Source organism: Microbulbifer jejuensis, from assembly GCF_047289955.1.
Lineage (GTDB): Bacteria > Pseudomonadota > Gammaproteobacteria > Pseudomonadales > Cellvibrionaceae > Microbulbifer.
In genome coordinates this window covers 116,834-135,398 of sequence record NZ_JBLBUB010000001.1, presented here as the reverse complement: position 1 = coordinate 135,398, position 18,565 = coordinate 116,834, and the positions used below count along the sequence as shown (strand labels likewise).

General features: G+C 58.7%; 18 protein-coding genes. 4 read left to right on the top strand and 14 right to left on the bottom strand.

Annotation, left to right across the window (positions count from 1 at the left end):
• Positions 1-40: 40 nt before the first annotated feature.
• From ACL7TT_RS00630 to ACL7TT_RS00595, 8 genes are all read right to left on the bottom strand, one after another.
• A complete protein-coding gene (locus ACL7TT_RS00630; protein WP_299940836.1) occupies positions 41-949 on the bottom strand; it encodes a DegV family protein in 909 nt (302 codons plus the stop codon).
• A gap of 703 nt (positions 950-1,652) precedes the next feature.
• The gene (locus ACL7TT_RS00625) at positions 1,653-3,005 is read right to left on the bottom strand and encodes an ATP-binding protein (RefSeq protein ID WP_413392299.1); all 1,353 of its coding nucleotides are present in this window, start codon (positions 3,003-3,005) and stop codon (positions 1,653-1,655) included.
• Between the two features lie 12 nt (positions 3,006-3,017).
• On the bottom strand, positions 3,018-3,692 hold the full coding sequence (locus ACL7TT_RS00620) for a response regulator transcription factor (protein ID WP_299940839.1): 675 nt from the start codon (positions 3,690-3,692) through the stop codon (positions 3,018-3,020).
• Between the two features lie 46 nt (positions 3,693-3,738).
• Positions 3,739-4,056, bottom strand: coding sequence for a PepSY domain-containing protein (locus ACL7TT_RS00615; RefSeq protein ID WP_413392297.1), 318 nt, complete (start codon positions 4,054-4,056; stop codon positions 3,739-3,741).
• A 64-nt stretch (positions 4,057-4,120) separates the two neighbouring features.
• Positions 4,121-4,678 (bottom strand): glycine zipper 2TM domain-containing protein, encoded by a 558-nt coding sequence (locus ACL7TT_RS00610; protein WP_413392295.1) that lies wholly within the window; start codon positions 4,676-4,678, stop codon positions 4,121-4,123.
• A 191-nt stretch (positions 4,679-4,869) separates the two neighbouring features.
• Positions 4,870-6,234, bottom strand: coding sequence for an L-cystine transporter (locus tag ACL7TT_RS00605; RefSeq protein WP_413392293.1), 1,365 nt, complete (start codon positions 6,232-6,234; stop codon positions 4,870-4,872).
• A gap of 117 nt (positions 6,235-6,351) precedes the next feature.
• The gene (locus ACL7TT_RS00600; RefSeq protein ID WP_413392291.1) at positions 6,352-6,714 is read right to left on the bottom strand and encodes a TlpA family protein disulfide reductase; all 363 of its coding nucleotides are present in this window, start codon (positions 6,712-6,714) and stop codon (positions 6,352-6,354) included.
• Positions 6,715-6,727: 13 nt separating this feature from the next.
• Positions 6,728-8,116 (bottom strand): YihY family inner membrane protein, encoded by a 1,389-nt coding sequence (locus ACL7TT_RS00595; RefSeq protein ID WP_413392289.1) that lies wholly within the window; start codon positions 8,114-8,116, stop codon positions 6,728-6,730.
• Positions 8,117-8,243: 127 nt separating this feature from the next.
• Here ACL7TT_RS00595 and arsC point away from each other — a divergent pair, with 127 nt between their 5' ends.
• The 4 genes from arsC (at position 8,244) to sppA (ending at position 11,521) form a co-directional block, all read left to right on the top strand.
• Positions 8,244-8,588, top strand: a complete 345-nt coding sequence (arsC, locus tag ACL7TT_RS00590; RefSeq protein ID WP_299940853.1) for an arsenate reductase (glutaredoxin) — start codon at positions 8,244-8,246, stop codon at positions 8,586-8,588.
• Positions 8,588-9,223, top strand: a complete 636-nt coding sequence (wrbA, locus tag ACL7TT_RS00585) for an NAD(P)H:quinone oxidoreductase (RefSeq protein ID WP_413392287.1) — start codon at positions 8,588-8,590, stop codon at positions 9,221-9,223. Before arsC ends, wrbA begins: the two co-directional genes overlap by 1 nt.
• Positions 9,220-9,567 (top strand): DUF2069 domain-containing protein, encoded by a 348-nt coding sequence (locus ACL7TT_RS00580; RefSeq protein ID WP_413392285.1) that lies wholly within the window; start codon positions 9,220-9,222, stop codon positions 9,565-9,567. Before wrbA ends, ACL7TT_RS00580 begins: the two co-directional genes overlap by 4 nt.
• A gap of 85 nt (positions 9,568-9,652) precedes the next feature.
• On the top strand, positions 9,653-11,521 hold the full coding sequence (gene sppA, locus ACL7TT_RS00575; protein ID WP_413392283.1) for a signal peptide peptidase SppA: 1,869 nt from the start codon (positions 9,653-9,655) through the stop codon (positions 11,519-11,521).
• A gap of 31 nt (positions 11,522-11,552) precedes the next feature.
• Here the strand turns inward: sppA and ACL7TT_RS00570 are convergent, their stop codons facing one another.
• The 6 genes from ACL7TT_RS00570 to ACL7TT_RS00545 form a co-directional block, all read right to left on the bottom strand.
• The gene (locus ACL7TT_RS00570) at positions 11,553-11,858 is read right to left on the bottom strand and encodes a DUF3175 domain-containing protein (RefSeq protein ID WP_413392281.1); all 306 of its coding nucleotides are present in this window, start codon (positions 11,856-11,858) and stop codon (positions 11,553-11,555) included.
• Positions 11,859-11,936: 78 nt separating this feature from the next.
• Entirely contained in the window at positions 11,937-13,178 is a 1,242-nt protein-coding gene (locus ACL7TT_RS00565; RefSeq protein WP_413392279.1) for an MFS transporter, read from the bottom strand.
• Positions 13,179-13,181: 3 nt separating this feature from the next.
• Complete coding sequence (locus tag ACL7TT_RS00560; protein ID WP_413392277.1) at positions 13,182-15,212, bottom strand: transglutaminase TgpA family protein; 2,031 nt, start codon at positions 15,210-15,212, stop codon at positions 13,182-13,184.
• Complete coding sequence (locus ACL7TT_RS00555) at positions 15,212-16,210, bottom strand: DUF58 domain-containing protein (RefSeq protein ID WP_413392275.1); 999 nt, start codon at positions 16,208-16,210, stop codon at positions 15,212-15,214. Before ACL7TT_RS00555 ends, ACL7TT_RS00560 begins: the two co-directional genes overlap by 1 nt.
• 4 nt (positions 16,211-16,214) lie before the next feature.
• Positions 16,215-17,126, bottom strand: coding sequence for an AAA family ATPase (locus ACL7TT_RS00550; protein ID WP_413392273.1), 912 nt, complete (start codon positions 17,124-17,126; stop codon positions 16,215-16,217).
• Positions 17,127-17,300: 174 nt separating this feature from the next.
• Positions 17,301-18,482: an O-succinylhomoserine sulfhydrylase gene (locus ACL7TT_RS00545; protein ID WP_413392271.1), complete on the bottom strand. Its 1,182-nt coding sequence runs from the start codon at positions 18,480-18,482 to the stop codon at positions 17,301-17,303.
• Positions 18,483-18,565 lie beyond the last annotated feature (83 nt).

Here is an 18,565-nt window from a genome sequence, read left to right as displayed (position 1 = left end):
AGGCAGCGCGATTTTTTGCAAAAGTACGTTTGCGCTTAAGTCAGGGATTCTCGGCAGCCAACGCCATAGCCACAGTGCCCGGCCCGAGATTGATACCGCCGGAAAGACTCATCATGGATTTATACACCTTGACCTTGTGCTCCGCGGCAACCTTCAGCAGAGCTTCAAAGCCTTGAATTCTATCAAGATCCTGTAGCTTGCCAGCAATACTCACCATCAGAGTCGGAACGACCAACTCTCCTGCACGGATTTTGTTAACTGCGATCTGAAACAAAGTTTCGGTGCAGCGCGCATAGCCCTGCACTATATCTGTGACGGTACTGCCCTCGTGATGAATAGAGAGGATGGGATGCAGTTTGAGCAATCCGGAAACCTTGGCCTTAAGCCAACTGATGTTGTTTTCATTTTTACTGCGCGCACGCTCACGCACATAGTAGACATCCCTGATTGCCGCATAACCGTGAACTTTGCGGCGAAAGCGCTCCACCTGTACCCGCACCTGCTCGCCAGTTAGCCCGCGCTTGATGAGCGACAGTGTATAGAGTGCCAGCAACCCCTGTCCGCTAAAGAGCGTATGAGAATCGATGGTATGTACCCGCACATCCTCGTTGCCGGGGAGACCGCACAACGTATCTGCAGCGGCAACCGCATTCTGGTAGGTTGGGCTGTTAGCGCTATTAATGGTTTGCACCACAATATCGCGGTGCCCATCCCGCACCAGACCATTCAAGAGCCGCTCAATCTCAGCAAAAGGTGCTGGTCCCGTGATAATCTGGTGCGAGCGGTCCACCAGTGACAAGGTATAGAAGTGGGCCATCTGGGCCGGGTTGCGTCGATCATCAAATGTGTCTTTGCCAACACTCACGGTATGGGGCAATACCGGAATGGAAAACTTACGCAAAAAATCATCTGGCAGGTCGCAGCCAGAATCTATGACTAACTGAACCATAAAATGCTCTGCAAGAAAATGTTTGTTATCTTTTGTCTGTTATGGCTGCCAACTTGAACACCAGCCGGCCGGAACAGGATAAACTGATCCGGATATACTGCAAAATCACCAACTACAGTGGGTGTATCCACCCCGCAAGCCAACAGCCTAACGCCAGCCTTTTGACTTGTCACCCTCGCCTTTAAAAAATGACTGGCGCAACAATGTGAAGCTGCCTGTATTTCAAGGGTTCGCACCAGAGTTCCAATTGCGCCCGCTACGAAGGAAAGTGTCAAAGACAATATACAAACCTAAATGGTACCCGTGGCCCAGGTATCAAAACGCATCCCCTTTGAACTACACCCTGCGCATTCAATAGCGGGCATCAGTAAGACCTGCTGACAGTACCCGCTTAAGCGCCGTACCTAAACATTTTGGATCGCAGATGGGTAGCCCCGAACAATAAGCAGCCAAGTAGTTTATTCGCCACAGGTGATCTCTTTGTATCTGTTACTCCCGGGCCGGAAGAATACCCTCTCCCAAGGCGCGCTGAGAATACATTCCTGTACGCTCGCAATCGGCATCCATGCCTCATACGATCCTGAGAGAGCGGTATTCTTCCCTCCTGCCTTACTGGTATGGTAAAGAAACCGCACAGAAGCTGAAACCCCATCCGTGGTGCCACGGCGAACGGCACAGTGCACATTTTTATTTTGCGTGGGTGCTAAAGTGTTATGGTAATTTCTGTACCTCCGCAAGAAAGTGGCTCTGCACTGATGTGCCCCTGGTAGCTTTCAGCAATGTCCACCACCACGGCAAGGCCGATCCCCTGTCCAGGCTGCTGCTGATCGGCACGCACGCCGCGCTGGGTAACTGCCTGCCAGGTTTCGCGATCAAGCCCAGGTCCATTATCAGCGACACGGATCATCAGGTTGCGTCCACCGGGCATCTGTTCGACATGTACGTCAACCCGGCCATTGCCGTACTTGTAGGCGTTATCAAGCAGGTTGCCGAGCAACTCCATGAGATCCCCCTCATCACCGTAAAACAGCGTCTCCTCGCTGCAGTGACTGCGTACCTCACTGGGTTTGTTGCGGTATACTTTTTCCAGCGCATCCAGAATTTTGTGCATCAGTGGTGCTACCGGAATACCGCGCAAAATAGACTTCGGTGAACTGGTCACCGCGCGCTGCAGTTGGTAGTTGATAATACTGTCCATACGGTGTACTTGATCGGTCAAAGTATTGCATGCGGGCTGTGAATCGCCACTTAAGCGCAATCCTTTCAATACCGCCAATGGGGTTTTCAAACTGTGTGCCAGATCCGCCAGGGTGTGACGGGTTTTTTCCCGCTGGCGACGCTCATTTTCAATCAACAGGTTTAGATTATCGGTGAGAGGGCGCAATTCCCGCGGGAAGTTGCCCTCCAGTCGGTCGCTGCCACCGCGCTGTATTTCCCGCAGTGCATGCGCAACTACCCGCAACGGTGCAAACCCCCAGCGCAGCACAAGCCACTGGGCCAGAGTCAATAGCAATGCACACACGCCCAGCCAGCGCCAAATGATAGAGCGGAACTGGTCGACCTGCGCCTGCAGGGGCCCGGCATCTTCCAGTACAACGAAGGTAAACGGGTACTCATTTTCCAGTCCCCAGGCCACACCCTGGCGAAAGCTGCTGTAATTTGCAACATCGCCGGGCAGAGCAACTGTCATATAAGACTGCTGCCCCTGAGATAGGGGGTAGAATTTCAGCTCCGGCATCGCCAGGGCCGATTCAGAACGCCAAACAATCTGCCCTTCGCCATCGACCACCGCGCCTACCAAACCGGAATCCGGCTGGTTAAAGCGCTGCTCGGGCAGCTCCGGAGGCAACAGCAGGCTGTCGCCCTCCGGTTCCGCTAACGCCAGTAACGTGTAGATATAGAGCTGCAATTCCCGCTGCTTTGCTTCATCCAAAGAAGTGCGGTAGGCGTGCTCCAGTACCCCGGAGATCAACAGTACAAAGCCCACCAGTACCAGGCTGGTGACCAGCGCCAGGCGGCCCTTGAGGGAATTCGACCAGGGAGCAATCACGCGCATCGGCATCCGGACTTATCGGGGCACAACAAAGCGATAGCCGCGCCCGCGCAGAGTTTCAATGGGCTTGCACTGGGCTGTAGCAGCTATTTTCTTGCGCAAGCGTCCAATAAACACCTCGATCACATTGCTGTCACGATCGCAATCCTGCTCGTAAATATGTTCGGTCAGGGTGGTTTTGGAAACCACCTCATCAGGGTGCAGTATCAGGTATTCAAGCACCTTGTACTCAAAAGAGGTCAACTCCAGCTCCACACCGTTGGCCACCACTCGCTGGGAACTGGTGTCCAGACTTATAGGACCGGCTTTGATGGTGGGGGAGGAAAAACCCGCTGAACGACGTACCAGCGCATTGAGACGGGCCAACAGCTCTTCTGTATGAAAGGGCTTTACCAAGTAATCATCGCCGCCGGCCTCCAGCCCGGCCACCCGCTCCTGCCAGTGGCCACGGGCGGTTAGAATCAATATGGGGAAGTGCTTCTCTTCACTGCGCAGGCTCTGTATCACCTGGATGCCGTCCATTTTCGGCAGGCCCAGGTCCATCACCGCAATATCATAGGGATACTCACGGCCCAGATAGAGCGCCTCCTCTCCATCGGGAGCTTCATCCACGGTGTAGCCCGCATCGCGCAGCGATTGCGCCAGTTGCTGTCTGAGCAGTGCTTCGTCTTCGACTAAAAGTGCGCGCATTTGCTTTCCCTTTGTGCTGCTGGTCTGAAGTGGTTGCTGAAGGCGTTTATCGGGAGATACGCCCGCTTTGCTTGTCCACATAGACCACATAAACCTGACTCTTATCCGACAACCCCTTTACACGGTACACCGCCTGTCCATTTTTACGGGTTTCAGAGATTGCCAGTATTTTGCCGCCATAGCGCCGTTTCACCAGGGAGGCGGCCTCCTCGCGGGAGATCTCCCCCCCCTGTACATGACGGTATTCAGGTTTGTACGCTTCCCTTTCAGAAATCGGCAAACCGCGCACAGAGGCGGAACACAACCCGGGAAACAGGGCAAAAATAAGAAAAAAAGTGCGTAAAAAAGCGCTGCTAGGTTTCACGATGCGGCTCCTGTGGATATCCAGATTTCCACCTTTGGCTGTCTGCGGCCGCTCTCGCTTTGACTCAAGGCGCCGGCGAGACAGCGACACGAACCCGGATTCTATCTCCGGGGTGGTGATCGGTGCGGGTCAGATACGCCCGGTCATTATACCGATAGCGCACATCGTATCCGACCAGTTCCCTACGCGTTGTGAATTCATCCACAACCCGGCAGCGGGATTCCGTAGTGTAGTAAACCGGGGCGTTGGTACGACTGATCTGGTTGCCAACCAAAGCGCCCACCACTGCCCCCGCCACTGTGGCACCGCCGCGGTGGTGATAACGACCGTGGCGGCGGCCGCCCAGATTGTTGCCAATGGCCGCGCCGATCAACCCGCCGACAAGGGTGCCGGCGGGGGACACGGGTTCACGGTAGGCTACCTGTTCGTCGCGGCATTGGGTGCGCGGTGTGCGTACCTGAATATCGGTATAGATGGGGATGACTTCAGTAACCGGTGCAAAATCGTAGATATCGGCCTCATAAGAACCCGCATAGTCCCCCGGCCCCGCTTTGACAGAAATACTGAAACTCAATAGTGTCACAATGGCCGCACCGGCCATAAGCTGTTTAAAGCATTGCACAATCAATCTCCCGCTGTTCATCAACGGGGGCCAGATTAAGCAAATCGGCCTGAATAGACGCTGAATTACACCGGGGCAGGCAACGAATATCCAGCTTTCCAAAATCCCCCCGCACCAGATACCGAATTACCTGTTGGAACAGCCTTCTCAACAATCGGTTGACCACCCAGCCGATGTGTTGCACGGATCAGTTACCCTTCCACAACCTCTGCTCCGGGCACTTCATCCCCCAGCCAACGCTGGGTCAGTGTGCCCGCTGTGATCGCGCCATTTACATTGAGTGCCGTTCGCGCCATATCGATCAGGGGCTCCACGGATATCAACAGCGCGGCAATGGTCACCGGTAAACCCATTGCAGGCAGAACCACCAGAGCGGCAAAAGTGGCACCGCCGCCCACTCCGGCAATACCAAAGGAGCTGATTACCACCACGGCAATGAGCGTGCCCAACCACAGGGGATTCCAGACATCGACCCCCAGTGGTACGGCTACCATGGCAGCCAGCATCGCCGGATAAATCCCCGCGCAGCCGTTCTGACCTATGGTCGCGCCAAAGGATGCAGAGAAATTGGCGATTGCAGAGGAGTTGCGCAACTGATCCACCTGGGTTTCCACATTGAGCGGGATAGTGGCGGCACTGGAGCGAGAGCTGAAAGCGAATACCAGCACCGGCCACACTTTGGCAAAGTAGTGCAGCGGGTTAACACCGTTGATCCATAACAACAAGCCATGCACCAGGAACATCAAGCCGATCGCGCAGAAGGAAGCCAGTACAAAGCCGAGCAAGTTGACAATATCGCCCCAACTGGATTTGGCAATCAGCCCGGCCACCAGGGCCATTACACCATAGGGTGTGAGGGCCATGACCAGGCGCACCAGTTTCATCACCCAAACCTGTGCGACATGCGCAAAGCGCTCTATGGCCGCCCCTTCTCGCGGGAACTCGCGGCGCACCGCCAGCGCAGCAAGCCCCAGTAGCACCGCAAAAATAACCACCGCAATCACCGAGGTGGAACGGGCTCCGGTCAAGTCCTGAAAAATATTTCGCGGGATAAACGAGGCGATAATCTCCGGGATTGAGAGGTCACTCACCCGCCCGAAGCGCTCATTGAGTACCTCAACCCGCGCAGCCTCACGACTGCCCTCAACCAGACCGGCTGCGGACAATCCGAACAGCTCAACCATAGCCACGCCAATCAACCCTGCCACCGCTGTTGTGCCCAGCAACACCGCCAGCACGGAAACACTGATTTTGCCCAATGCCTGGGTGTGACTCACCTTCACCACTGCCACCAGAATAGAGGTAAGCACCAGGGGCATCACCAGCATATACAGCAAATTCACATAACCGTCTCCCAACATCTCTATCCAGGGCAGAACCTCCCCGGGCACGGCTCCCCAACCCCGTGACAACTGCAGCGTTGCTCCGAACACTGTACCGAGGAGCAGGCCGGCAAAGACCGCCGGTGCGAGAGAACTTGTTCCCCTGTGCCAACGGTGCAGGGCATATAACAAAACCGCAAAGAAAAACAGCAGAGCGAAGGAGCTGATATGCATGATCTATGAATCCCACCCCGGGCAAACTGGAAAGTGGCGGCATGCTATCAGTGATGCGCCAAAGCCCTATAGTTGTATTAGTTATAGTTATATACAGTGTATCGTGGACCGGACCGATTACCGCAGTGCCATCCTGAAATCTACAGCGGCCTGAGGGCCCACCAATGTTTTTTTCCAAGTGCCATCGGCATTGATGATCAGGGTTGTCGGCAACACACCGGGCCGGGGCTGCCCCCAGCGCCCGGCTGGCTCAGAGGACAGGACTGGAAATTCAATTCCCAGCTTAGCCGCCTGTCCGGTAACGACAGGAATCGGCAAATTATCAAAATTCACCCCCACCACCACAATATTTTCCTGGCTTTGTGCAAGCTGATTGAGTATCGGCACCTCTTCACGGCAGGGCTTGCACCACTGCGCCCAGTAATTGACCAGTAGAATCTTCCCCTCCGTCTCAATCGGTTCTCCGCCGATGGTTTTCAAAGCCCTGCCTGTATCACAGGCGCTTATTGCGCCGAGCGAGCACAGAAAAGCTGCCCCCAGGGTGCTCTTCAGCTTTTCTTTTATCATTGTCAGGAACATCGCTCCCCCCTTCATGCAGGGCTGTTTCACCCTTATTATTTTTATCCTCGCCCGCAGGCGCTGCGCCGTGCTGCACCGCATCTTCGCGATCACAGGCAGCCTTGAACAATGCCCCAATAGTAACCTTGAGTTGTTCTCTGGCAAAATCCCGTGTATTGGCAAGACGCCGCTCCACCTCGCTGTACCATCGCAGCCCCGGCAGGTCTTCTGGAATACCACCGGGTATCCACTGGGGGCTGAGCCAGGCCGTCAGTTCCATCAGTGGAACAGTGTTCAGGTCGCGCATCAGGACATAATCATTCCTGTCAGTCCGGGTGAGAACCCCGTGATCCTGCAGTACCTTGCTCAGGCGCCGCCACTGGCCGAACTTGATGCCCATCAGGGCGATATCCCGCTCGCGCAAGGGCTGCCCATGCCGGCCGCCGGTATAGAGCTGCCACAGCACAATCAGGGTTGCCACCAGGTCCGCGTGCCGGCGCCCCTGAGTCGCCGACTGATACATTGAAAGGGTGCGCACAAGCACACAGCCCGCCAGTACCAGCATCCACATCAGGTAGATCCACAGGAGAAACAGCGGCACAAAGGCAAAGGCCCCGTAAATCGCCTGCACCGAACTGCGCGCGACAATGACTCCGAACAGGTATTTCATGACCTCAAAGGCGATTGAGGTAATGACACCACCTTCAATCCCGTGGCGTAGGGGCACGTAACAGTTGGGTACTGCGGTAAACAACAGCGTGAAGATGGCACTGGTAAAAATAAAAGGCAGCAGCCTCAACGCAACCGCCATCAAACCCAAACCATCCTCTCCGCCCAGAAATAGTTTCTGGGACAGCAAATAGGTACTGGCGGCCAATCCCGCGCCCAACAGAATCGGCCCCAGGCTGAGTATCGCCCAATAGAGTAGGAAGCTGGAGACCCCGCTGCGCCCACGGGACACATCCCAGATGGAATTGAAGGTGCCTTCGATACTGCGCAGCACCAGTCCGGAAGTAACAATCAGCATGGCGATGCCCACACCGGTTAAGCGCTGGGCCTGGGTGGAAAAGCTGCTGATATATTCCTGCACCTCACGTCCGCTCTGGGGCACGAAGTGGGAAAAAATCTGTTCCTGTAACTTGCTTTGAAGGCCGGCAAAGTCCGGAAACAGCGATAGCATGGCATAGCTCACGGTCACCAGCGGTACTATCCCGAACAGGGTGATATAGGTGAGGGCCGCCGCGCTCCGCTGGCAGCCCTTCTCATTGAACAGCGTCCACAGTGACACCGCAAAGCGCCGCCAGTGGTTCACCCAGTCCTGCATGGTGATTCCTGTTTTGATATCTTGCGCTGTGCGAACGCTTGCACAGCAAGGCAGTACTTGCCCAAGCTTAGAACTCCGCAAGGTTATTCGGTTAGAATACGCCAAACATTAACAGGATATCGCCAAGATGTGGACGATTTACCACAACCCCCGTTGTTCAAAATCCCGCCAAACCCTGCAGCTATTGCAGGAAAAAGGACTGGAACCGGAAGTGGTCCTCTACCTGGAAACACCGCCATCGGCACAGATCCTCAATGAGATACTTGCCAGGCTCGGTACCGGCGCGCGTGACTTAATGCGCACCGGAGAGGCGCTTTACGGGCAGCTGAACCTGCAAGATAAAACACTGAGTGAAGCGCAGCTGATCGATGCAATGGCAAAAAACCCCATTCTGATCCAGCGCCCGATTGTTGTTAAGGGTGATAAAGCTGCCATCGGTCGCCCGCCGGAAGCGGTATTGGAGTTATTTTAATGGGGGAAGGTTCCACGGCCTATATTCTGGTCCTTTACTACAGCCGCACCGGCGCCACTGCACGTATGGCCGCGGAGCTTGCCCGCGGTGTGGAGTCATCGGGAATGAGCGCACGCTTGCGCACAGTGCCCAGTGTATCCCCTGACACCCAGGCCAGCCTGGCGCCGGTACCCAGCGAAGGCGCCCCCTACTGTACAATCGATGACCTGCGCCACTGCGCCGGCCTGCTCATGGGCAGCCCCACCCGCTTTGGCAATATGGCCTCACCGATGCGCTATTTCCTCGATCAAACCAGCGATCTCTGGCTGGAGGGCAGCCTGACTGGCAAGCCAGCCGCGGTATTTACCTCTAGCAACAGCCTGCACGGCGGACAGGAGACCACACTTATCTCTATGATGTTGCCACTGTTGCACCACGGCATGCTGATCGCCGGTATCCCCTATTCCGAGGCGGGGCTGACTCGCACCCACACAGGCGGTACCCCCTACGGTGCCTCTCACTGGGCCAGAGGCGGTACCAGCGCACTGAGTGATGATGAAATCACCCTGTGCCGGGCACTCGGCGCGCGCATCGGCAAGCTGGCCGGGGCCCTGCAACAAACACCGGTCAGCAGCGGGATGGGGGGCTCCCAGTGAACGATGCCGTGCAGCACATGCTGAAAATCGCACTGGGCATCAACTGGTTCTGTTATACCGGCCTGCTGGTGCTGTTTGCGGTATGGAACCTGTTTTTGGAGGGCGGTTCCATCCCGCTGTGGAGCATACAGACCCTACCGCTACTGCTGGTATTGCCCGGCTTGATCCAACAGCGCTATCGCAGCTATTTGTGGCTCTGTTTTATCCTGCTTTTGTACATCACCAGCGGTATTGTCGACGTAATGATGCCTTCACGCGGCTGGCAGGATGGCGCCATGCTGACCTTAAGCCTTATTCTATTCTTTTCTGCAATGATGAGCAGTCGCTGGCATCGCCTGCAGTAGCCCCCAGGCGGGCACCCTACCTATGATTCAAAAGAAAGATGCGCGAAAACGACTGAACCCCCAACGCGCTAAGGAGTTTTGAGGTTTGACTGATTTACCCCCGCAAAAAGGCCTTGTACGCAGTTTTTTTAGTGCTATTGGCGCTTTCATCACCTGGTTGAGACGCGTGTTCACCAACCTGTTGTTCCTGTTGGTACTCTTGTTTCTCGGTGTCGCCATTTTCAGCAAGGATGACCAACTGGTGGTTCCCCAGGGCGCCGCTCTGCGCGTGGCGCCCAGCGGTTTCCTTGTGGATGAGCTCTCCCAGCCCGCCACGCTGCCAATCTTCCTGGGAGGCCCAAATAGCCCTATGGAAGTCCGCGTCAAAGATCTGGTCGATGCGATCGACCATGCCGCCAAGGACAAGCGCATCTCCTCGCTGGTACTGGAAATGGATCAGATGGTGGGAGGCAGCCTCAGCAAACTGGACGAAATTGGCGCATCCCTGCAGCGCTTTAAAGCCGCTGGCAAGCCCATATACGCGGTGGGCGACAACTATACCCAGGCCCAGTATTTTCTCGCCAGCCACGCCGACAAGGTTTATCTAAACCCCATGGGCTCGGTGATACTTACCGGCTTCGGCGTCTACCGCAACTATGTAAAGAGCGCGCTGGACAAGCTGAAGGTGAATTTCCATGTGTTCCGAGTGGGGGATTACAAGGACTTTATCGAGCCCTACACCCGCGACAACATGTCCCCCGCTTCACGCGAGAACAATCAGCGCTGGCTGCGCGAACTCTGGGGCGAATACACCGAACAGGTGACCGGTCTGCGCAACCTGCCCGCCGAGAGTATCGATTTGTTTATCGACGAGCTGCCAGAGAAGCTGTCGCAGCACGGGGGCAGTTGGGCCGAGGCGGCACTGGCCAATCAACTGGTGGATCAACTCGCCAGCCGCAACGAGGCCATGAAGGAACTGAGAAAGGCCATCGGTGAGGATGAAAAGAGCAAACGCAAGTACAAATCCATTGATGCCCTCAATTACCTGCGCAGCCGCACCCTCGCCGACACCGCCAGGAAACTCCAGCAAACCAGCAAAGTCGGTCTGATCACCGCCAGCGGCACCATTGTCGATGGCCAGGCCCCCGCCGGCAGAATTGGCGGCAAAAGCCTGGCTAAGCTGATTGCCCAGGCCCGCAAGAAAAAAGTGGATGCCCTGGTACTGCGTATCGATAGCGGTGGCGGCTCCGCATTCGCTTCCGAGGAAATTCGGCAGGAACTGCTGGCCACCCGCGAAGCGGATATTCCGGTGGTGATTTCCATGGGCAGCGTGGCCGCATCCGGTGGATACTGGATCGCCACCGGCGGCGACCGCATCTGGGCCTCCCCCGCCACCATCACGGGCTCAATCGGCGTATTCGGCGCCTTCCCGACCTTTGAGGATTCACTCGAATCCATCGGTATTTACACCGATGGCGTGGGCACGACGGATCTGGCCGGCAGCATGCGCCTGGACCGCCCCCTGTCGGACGCGGCTGCCAGCATACTGCAGCAGGGGGTCGACAACACCTATGCGCGTTTTCTGCGCATTGTCGCCGAAGCCCGTGGCAGCACCCCGAAAGAGGTGCACAAAATTGCCCAGGGACAGGTGTGGACCGGGCGCGCCGCAAAGAAGCTGGGGCTGGTGGATGAGCTTGGCAATCTCGGTGATGCCATCGCTGACGCGGCACAACTTGCCGATGTTGAAGAATACGATATCGTAGAAATCGAACGGGAAATGACCCCTGGCGAAAAGTTTCTGCGTGCCCTGAGCGACAATGTGGACGCTCAGCTCGCCGCACGCCTCCAAGCCAACCTGCCCTTAGGAGCTTGGTTGAACAGCGTACAGCCTGTACTGGCGCCAATCGCCGAGCTGCAAAGCTACCGCGACCCCCGCGCCCTTTATCTGCGCTGCCTGCCCTGCCAGGCGCCCTGAATCCCGGAAGACCACCTCGCGCTGCGCCGGCTCAATGCCGGCGCCCACGCCCATAAAGCCCGCGTAATTCGGCCTTGGCCGCTTCCAGAACCCGGCGCCTGTGCGCGGGCAACCGTTGCCCTGCGCGATTGATATAGAACGTCAGCATCGACATTGCGGAGCGATAGGGATCAGATTTGCGCTGCCCTCTGGTCTCAGCCGCCCTTTTCAATGCGCACGCAATAGCCCTGGGGTCATCCAGGCCGAACAGGCCCTCGCGCAGATCCAGGGCATGGCTGCTGCGCGTCACCCGCTCAGACCAATTGCTGCTGGTACTTTTACTTTTCGTGGAACTCAACGGATACCTCCGTCAAACGGGGCCTCACAGCCAATAGTAGGGTGTGCGCTTGGCAGTTGGTCCTCTCGGGGCAGGGCTTCATGCTGTGCCATCGGGCACTTTTATCCGGCGCAGTGCGCCGCTTAGCGCCGCCAGCACAAACGCCATAAAGCTCAAGATACCAGCCCACAGCAGGGTGGTGAGGGGCGCCGCGTATTCGCTCAACACGCCCGCCGCCAGGGCACCGAGCGCTGCAGAACCAAACAGGGCTAACTGGTAAATGGATATGATCCGGCTGCGGTAGTCCGCCGGTGCCAGCAGTTGGACGATACCGCGCCCCAACCCCGCAGAGGCCGCCGCTACAGCACCCCAACACAGGCACAGCAAGGTCAGGCCGAGAGGCGTGGGCCCGAAACTAATCGCAACCAGCAAAGCCGCGCTGTAGAGCAGACACATCAGGATGCCCCGCCCCGGCTCCGGACCCTGGCCACGGCGCAACATGGTCACGGTGGCGGTGACCGTACCGGCCACAAAGGCCAGCTGCAGCGTTGCATAGTAACTAGCGCCGCGACCGTAGTCCTCGGCCAGCAGTGGCAGTACCACCAGGAATACGCCGATGTGCACAAAGCCGTTAAACGCCATCAGTGCCGTGAGTTCGCGCAGTACCGGGCGCCGCCAGGCCTGCGAGAGTCCGTCAAGAATCAGTGCATGCGGGCGCTGTTCCGCCGCAGCGACACTGACACCGCGCTCGCGTAATGAGAGTAAGAAAAGTGCAGAGAGCAGCAGCGCCGCAATCTGCACCCCCAAAAGAGACTCCAGCCCCCACTGGTCAAAACGGCTGGCCAGCAGCATGCCGACAGCCTGGCCACCGTACTGGGCCAGCATCATCCAGGTCACCGTTGTCTGCACACAGCGCTCCGAAGCCCGCCCTTTTGGATTGCGGGCACTGCGCTGTACCAGGTTGTCCCGGGACGGCTGTAAAAAAGCGCTGCAGACCCCCAGACAACTACCATAGGCCAACAACACCGGCAAACTGATGACATACAGGGTGAAACACAGCAGCAGCACTGCGTGACACAGGGACAGGCCAAAGCAGGCCAGCGCCGATACCACGGCGGGATCGCGCCGGTCTGCCAGGGCACCGCCAAACAGCAGCAGGAGTAGGTTCGGCAGCAACACCGATGCCTGTACCCAACCCAGTTGTAACGCCGGCAGGTCCACCACCGTGAGGGCGATCCAGGGCAACAGGATCACCTGCAGGCCGGTGGCCAGGGAAGTACCGCTGTAGCCCAGCAGGAAACACTGCAGCCTCACCGGCATCTTGAGAGAGAGGTTGTTCAAGGATTAGTGCTCTGTCGGCGCCTGTCCATGCCGCGCGTCCTGGATTGATCCCGGCAGCACAAGACGCCAGCGCAACAGTTTACGCAAAGCTCTCTGCGCGGTCTGATCTTCACCGTAAGCCGCGCGCTCGAAAGCGTCGGTGACGCGCCGGGCCAGGGCCGCCAACTGCGGCCTGGCCTCAATGATACGCTGTGCATAGTCCCGCGGTGTCTCCCCCGTGCTGCGCACTAACCCTGCACGCGCCATACGCCGGCAGAATTTATCGTAGAGACGCTCAGCCGGGGACAACTTGCGCCCCTGCCCCCCACGCCAAATCCACAGCAGTAGGCCCAACAATACCACTGCCATCGGCACGGCGAGCAACAACGCCATGCGCAGCGGGGAAATCTCGCCCAACAGGCGCAGCAGATAATCCCGCTGTCTGTCCCGATCAAAGCTAACGACGGTCTGATACCAACGGTAGTTGATCCTGTCCCACTGCAGGCGCAGTTTCACCAGAATATCAACGCGGTGCCAAGGCAGCAGGGCATCCTGCATAAACTCTGCACCTGCCGCGCTTTCCAGGCCATCGCGCACCCGCTCCGGTGATACTGCCGCTGTCGGATCTACCCGCTGCCAGCCGCGCCCATGGTGCCAGACCTCCGCCCAGGCATGGGCATCGTATTCCCGTACCAGCAGGTACTCCTCGCCGCTCACCCACTCCCCACCCTGGTAACCGGCCACCACCCGCGCGGGCACACCCGCAGCGCGCATGGCGAAGACATAGCTACCGGCAAAATGCTCACAGAAGCCCTGCCGGCTGTCGAACAGGAATGCATCCACACTGTCGGTACCCAGGGCCGGGGGACTCAATGTGTAAGTAAACTCGCGGTTGTAGCGCGCGAGTAGCTGCGCGGAAATAGCACTGGCATCCAGGCCCTGCCGGCGCAGGCGCTCCATCCATTCGCGGGTACGTGCATTGCCGGACGGCGGCAGCTGCAGATTGCGACGCCGCTCGGCACTGCTGAGCGGCACCGTCGCACCCCCGGAACCCCTGGGCCAGGAGCGCACCTCATAGGCGAAGCGGTTGAAGACCGGCGTGCGCTTGACCAGACGGTCATCAGCTGTGGTCCCGACCCCGGCGCTGTCGGAAGCCGGGCGCGCCAGGGCGAACAGCCACGGGGCACGGCTCGCCTCCTGGATCACCTGGTAGCGATAGCGCGGGCCCACCTGCGGCAGGGGCCGTTCGCCACTTTTCCAATACACCCGGCCACCGTTGCGGGGATCGACAGCAAAGCCCTGGCGCCAGGTACGCCCATCAAACTCGGAGTAGACCAGCCCGCGCCAGTAGCGCTGCTCCGGCGGTGGTATGGGCCCGTCGAAAGCGATCCGCAGTACCGGTTTGCCGGACCTGGACAGGCGGGTAAAGTCCCCCGGCGCCATGGAATCGCTCACCCCGGTACGCCCCGTGGAAGTGTCCTGGGGCACAGACCAGAGTGGCCCAAGGCGCGGCATCGCCACAAACAGCAGCAACATCAGCGGCGTGGCCTGGACCAGCAAGCAGGTCGAGAGACCCAGGGCCCGGCGCGGGTGTGCACTGGAGCGACCCAACTGCGCGGCCAATGCCGCAGTAATCACCACCACACAGAGCAGGCCGTAAACGGCAAAGGGGATGGTCTGCTCCCGCACGAACAGTGTCGCCGCAACGAAATAGGCCAACAGCAGGCTGACAAAGGCATCGCGGCGGTTCACCAGCTCCAGGTTTTTCAGGGTGAAGGACAGAGCCAGCAGCGCCACCATGGGTTCCAGTGCGAACCAGTGCTGGTAGGACAGTGCCAGTCCCGCTATTGCCAGCAAAGTAATCAGTAGTTTTAGGGGGCGCCCGGGCAGGTCGCGGCGACCCCGGAAGACCTCCAGGCGCCAGTAAACTGCAAATGCCCAGGCAAAGGGGATCCACAGGGGCAACTGGGTGAACTGGGGCAGCAGGGCGACAAACTGCGCGGCAAAAATCCACACCAGGCTCTCGCGGGGTAACCATTCCCTGGCGCTCGCCATCAGATTCCCCACTTCGGGAACAGGGCCAGGGCTTGTAGTACCTGTTGTTGATGCTCCGGCCCAAGGGCAGGCGCAATACGGGTGCCAGGCAGGCGCAGGCCATAGGCCATATTCTGTCTCTCCGCCTGTAGTACCCAGTGACACAGGTTGCTAAGGCGGGCCTCTACATCCCGCCCGTCGAGCAGCGCCCAATCCAGCCAAAGACGCCCATCGGTGCGGCTCTCGTACTCCTTGCTGTAGAGATCGCGCCCGGCGGCGTATTGTTTCCAGGCCAGATGGCGCAATGAGTCGCCAGGCTGGTATGGCTTGAGGGCGCTGAGGTCATCGTAACCGCGGCGCACCTCGCCGCACTCGCCCTCAGTTTGCGCGGTACCGACAGGAAGTGGGCCGGCGGATACCGGGCGCGGGTACACCAGGAACTCCACATCCAGATCGAGCCAACTCCAACAACAAAACAGGCCCAGGGGAAAGCGGCTTTTGATACGCAGGCGCGGGGCCTGTACCCGCCCGCGTTCCACCACGGGCATGGCAATGCAGACATCTGCGCTGACCCGATCACACAGGTCCACATAAGCCCCCTCTTCCGGCGGCCAAGCCAGCTGTATCCTCTCCCGTTTGCGCTTGCCTTCGCGGCGGAGATTGATGTCTACCTCGGCAAAATCCCCGGCAAAAGCCGCGCGGGTGCGCAGCAGTTGCAAGTGCAAACCCGTCAAGTTGGCAAAGGTATGCACCGGTAAAACCACAAAAACACCGACCAGTAAAAAAGTCAGGGCAAATACCAGATTGTTCTCATAATTGGTGGCCAGCAGCCACAACAGCGCGAGCATCAGCAGGAAACCGAACCCCGCACCGGTGGGCAGGATAAACAGGCGGCGGTGATTGAGGGTGATGGTGCGAGCGCGGGGCGCACGCCGGTTGAGCCAGCGCTGCATAGTGCCGCGCCAGCGATTGCCCAGCATGCGGGAAGGATTGCCTGCGGTGTTGCGGGTCACACTCATCTGCTCAGGCCGCAATAATATCCACTTGGCGCATCAGGCGCTCTACCAGTTGATCGCCTTTGCCACCGTCGCTCTGCAGACGGTGTCCGGCTACAGAGGGCAGAACCGCCTGGATATCCTCCGGCAGCACATGACCGCGGTTGTGGATCAGGGCCCAGGCTTTCGCCGCACACAGCAGCGCCAGGGCACCCCGCGGCGACAAACCCACGGCGCAGTCTGGGCTCCGGCGCGTATGCAGTACCAGCCGCTCCAGGTAATCCAGCAGGCTTTCAGAGGTTTTCACCTGCCCCACCAGATGCTGCATTTTCTTCAGGGTATTACTGTCAATGCGCGGTTTTATTTCAGCCAGTTGCCGGCGGGGATCAGCGCCCAGGTACAGGGCCCGCTCCGCCTCGCGGGGGGGATAGCCGAGGCTGATACGCATCAGGAAACGGTCCAGTTGGGACTCCGGCAGGGTGAAGGTACCCGACTGCTGCAGCGGGTTCTGGGTAGCGATCACAAAAAACGGCTGCGGCAGCTTACGCGTCTCGCCATCGGCACTGACCTGGCGTTCCTCCATGGCTTCCAACAGGGCGCTCTGGGTTTTCGGCGAGGAGCGGTTGATTTCGTCAGCCAGCAACACCTGGCAGAATACCGGGCCTTCATGGAAATGGAACTGGCCCGACTGTCGATCAAAGATCGATACACCGAGGATATCCGCCGGCAGCATATCGCTGGTGAACTGCACCCGCTTGTAGGAGAGCCCCAAAACCTGCGCCAGCGCGTGCGCCAGGGTGGTCTTGCCCATGCCGGGCAGATCTTCAATCAGCAGGTGGCCTTTTGACAGCAGGCAGGCCAGCGCCAGTTGCACCTGGCGTTCTTTGCCCAACAGGACACGGCCAACATCGGAAACGATGGCGGAAACTATTTTTTGCACGGCAAATCCATTACTGCTCACTGTTGCTCAGGCCGTTTTGCGGCCCCGCTGAGGGCACCCCGTTTCCGGCAGGGGCAGACACCAAATGGCCAGCCCGCCGCCGAGTGATGTCGCCCCACTATTTATCATAGGCAGAGGCCCTGCCCCCGCTGCACTACCGGCAGATCACGACGCTTACAGCCGGGACAATCCCCGCATCAGGTCGCGCTTGAGGTCCTCTACATTCTCCAGCCCCACGGAGATGCGGATCAGGTTCTCAGTGATACCGGCGCGGTTTTTATCTTCTTCGCTGAGGCGCCCGTGGGTGGTGGTGGCCGGATGCACGATGGTGCTCTTGGCATCGCCCAGGTTGGCCGTACAGGACAGGAGCCTGCAGCTGTCGATCACAGTCCAGGCCTGCTCGCGACCACCGCGCACGGTAAAACTCAGTACCGCGCCGAAAGCGGCCTGCTGCTCGCGGGCAAGTCGGTGCTGGGGATGTTTGGGCAGACCGGTGTAATTGACCCGCTCCACCTGCTCCTGCTCATCCAGCCACCAGGCCAGATCCAACGCGTTGGTGCAGTGTGCCTGCATACGCAGGCTCAATGTCTCCAGCCCCTTGAGAAACACCCAGGCGTTAAACGGACTCATACTGGGCCCGGCGGTGCGCAGGAAAACCACCAACGCGTCCATGATTGCCTCGCCACCCACGGCGACGCCGCCCAGGGCGCGGCCCTGGCCATCGAGGAACTTTGTCGCGGAGTGCACCACGATATCGGCACCGAGCGCCAGCGGGCGCTGCAGGGCCGGGGTGCAGAAACAGTTGTCCACCACCAGCAGCGCACCGGCACCGTGGGCCACTTTCGCCAGGGCGCGGATATCCGCCACTTCGCAGAGCGGGTTGGAAGGGGTTTCCATAAACAGCAGCCTGGTGGAACCGTCCACCGCCTGTTCCCACGCGTCCATATCGGTAAGGTCCACGTAGCGCACACGCACACCGAACTTTTCCATATAGCGCCCGAACAGCGCCGTGGTGGTACCGAACACACTGCGGGAGCAGACCACGCTGTCGCCGCTTTTCAGCAGGGCCATGCAAATACTGAGAATGGCAGCCATGCCACTGGCTGTCGCCACTGCGGCCTCGCCACCCTCTAAAGCGGCAATGCGCGCTTCAAACATGCGCACGGTGGGGTTGGTATAGCGGGAGTAGACGTTGCCGGCACTCTCACCGGAAAAACGTCTGGCGGCTTCCGCGGCGGAGGGAAAAACGTAGCTGGAGGTGAGATAGAGCGCCTCGGAGTGTTCGCCCTCCGGCGAGCGGACCTGCCCGGCACGCACCGCCAGGGTTTCCAGAGCGTAATTGTCGTCTTCAAGCATATACCGCTTCCTGGTCAGTATTTACCGAAGCGGTCATCTTACCTGAAACGCCCCTCTATGGCGCGCTCTTCTGCTGAAGAGCG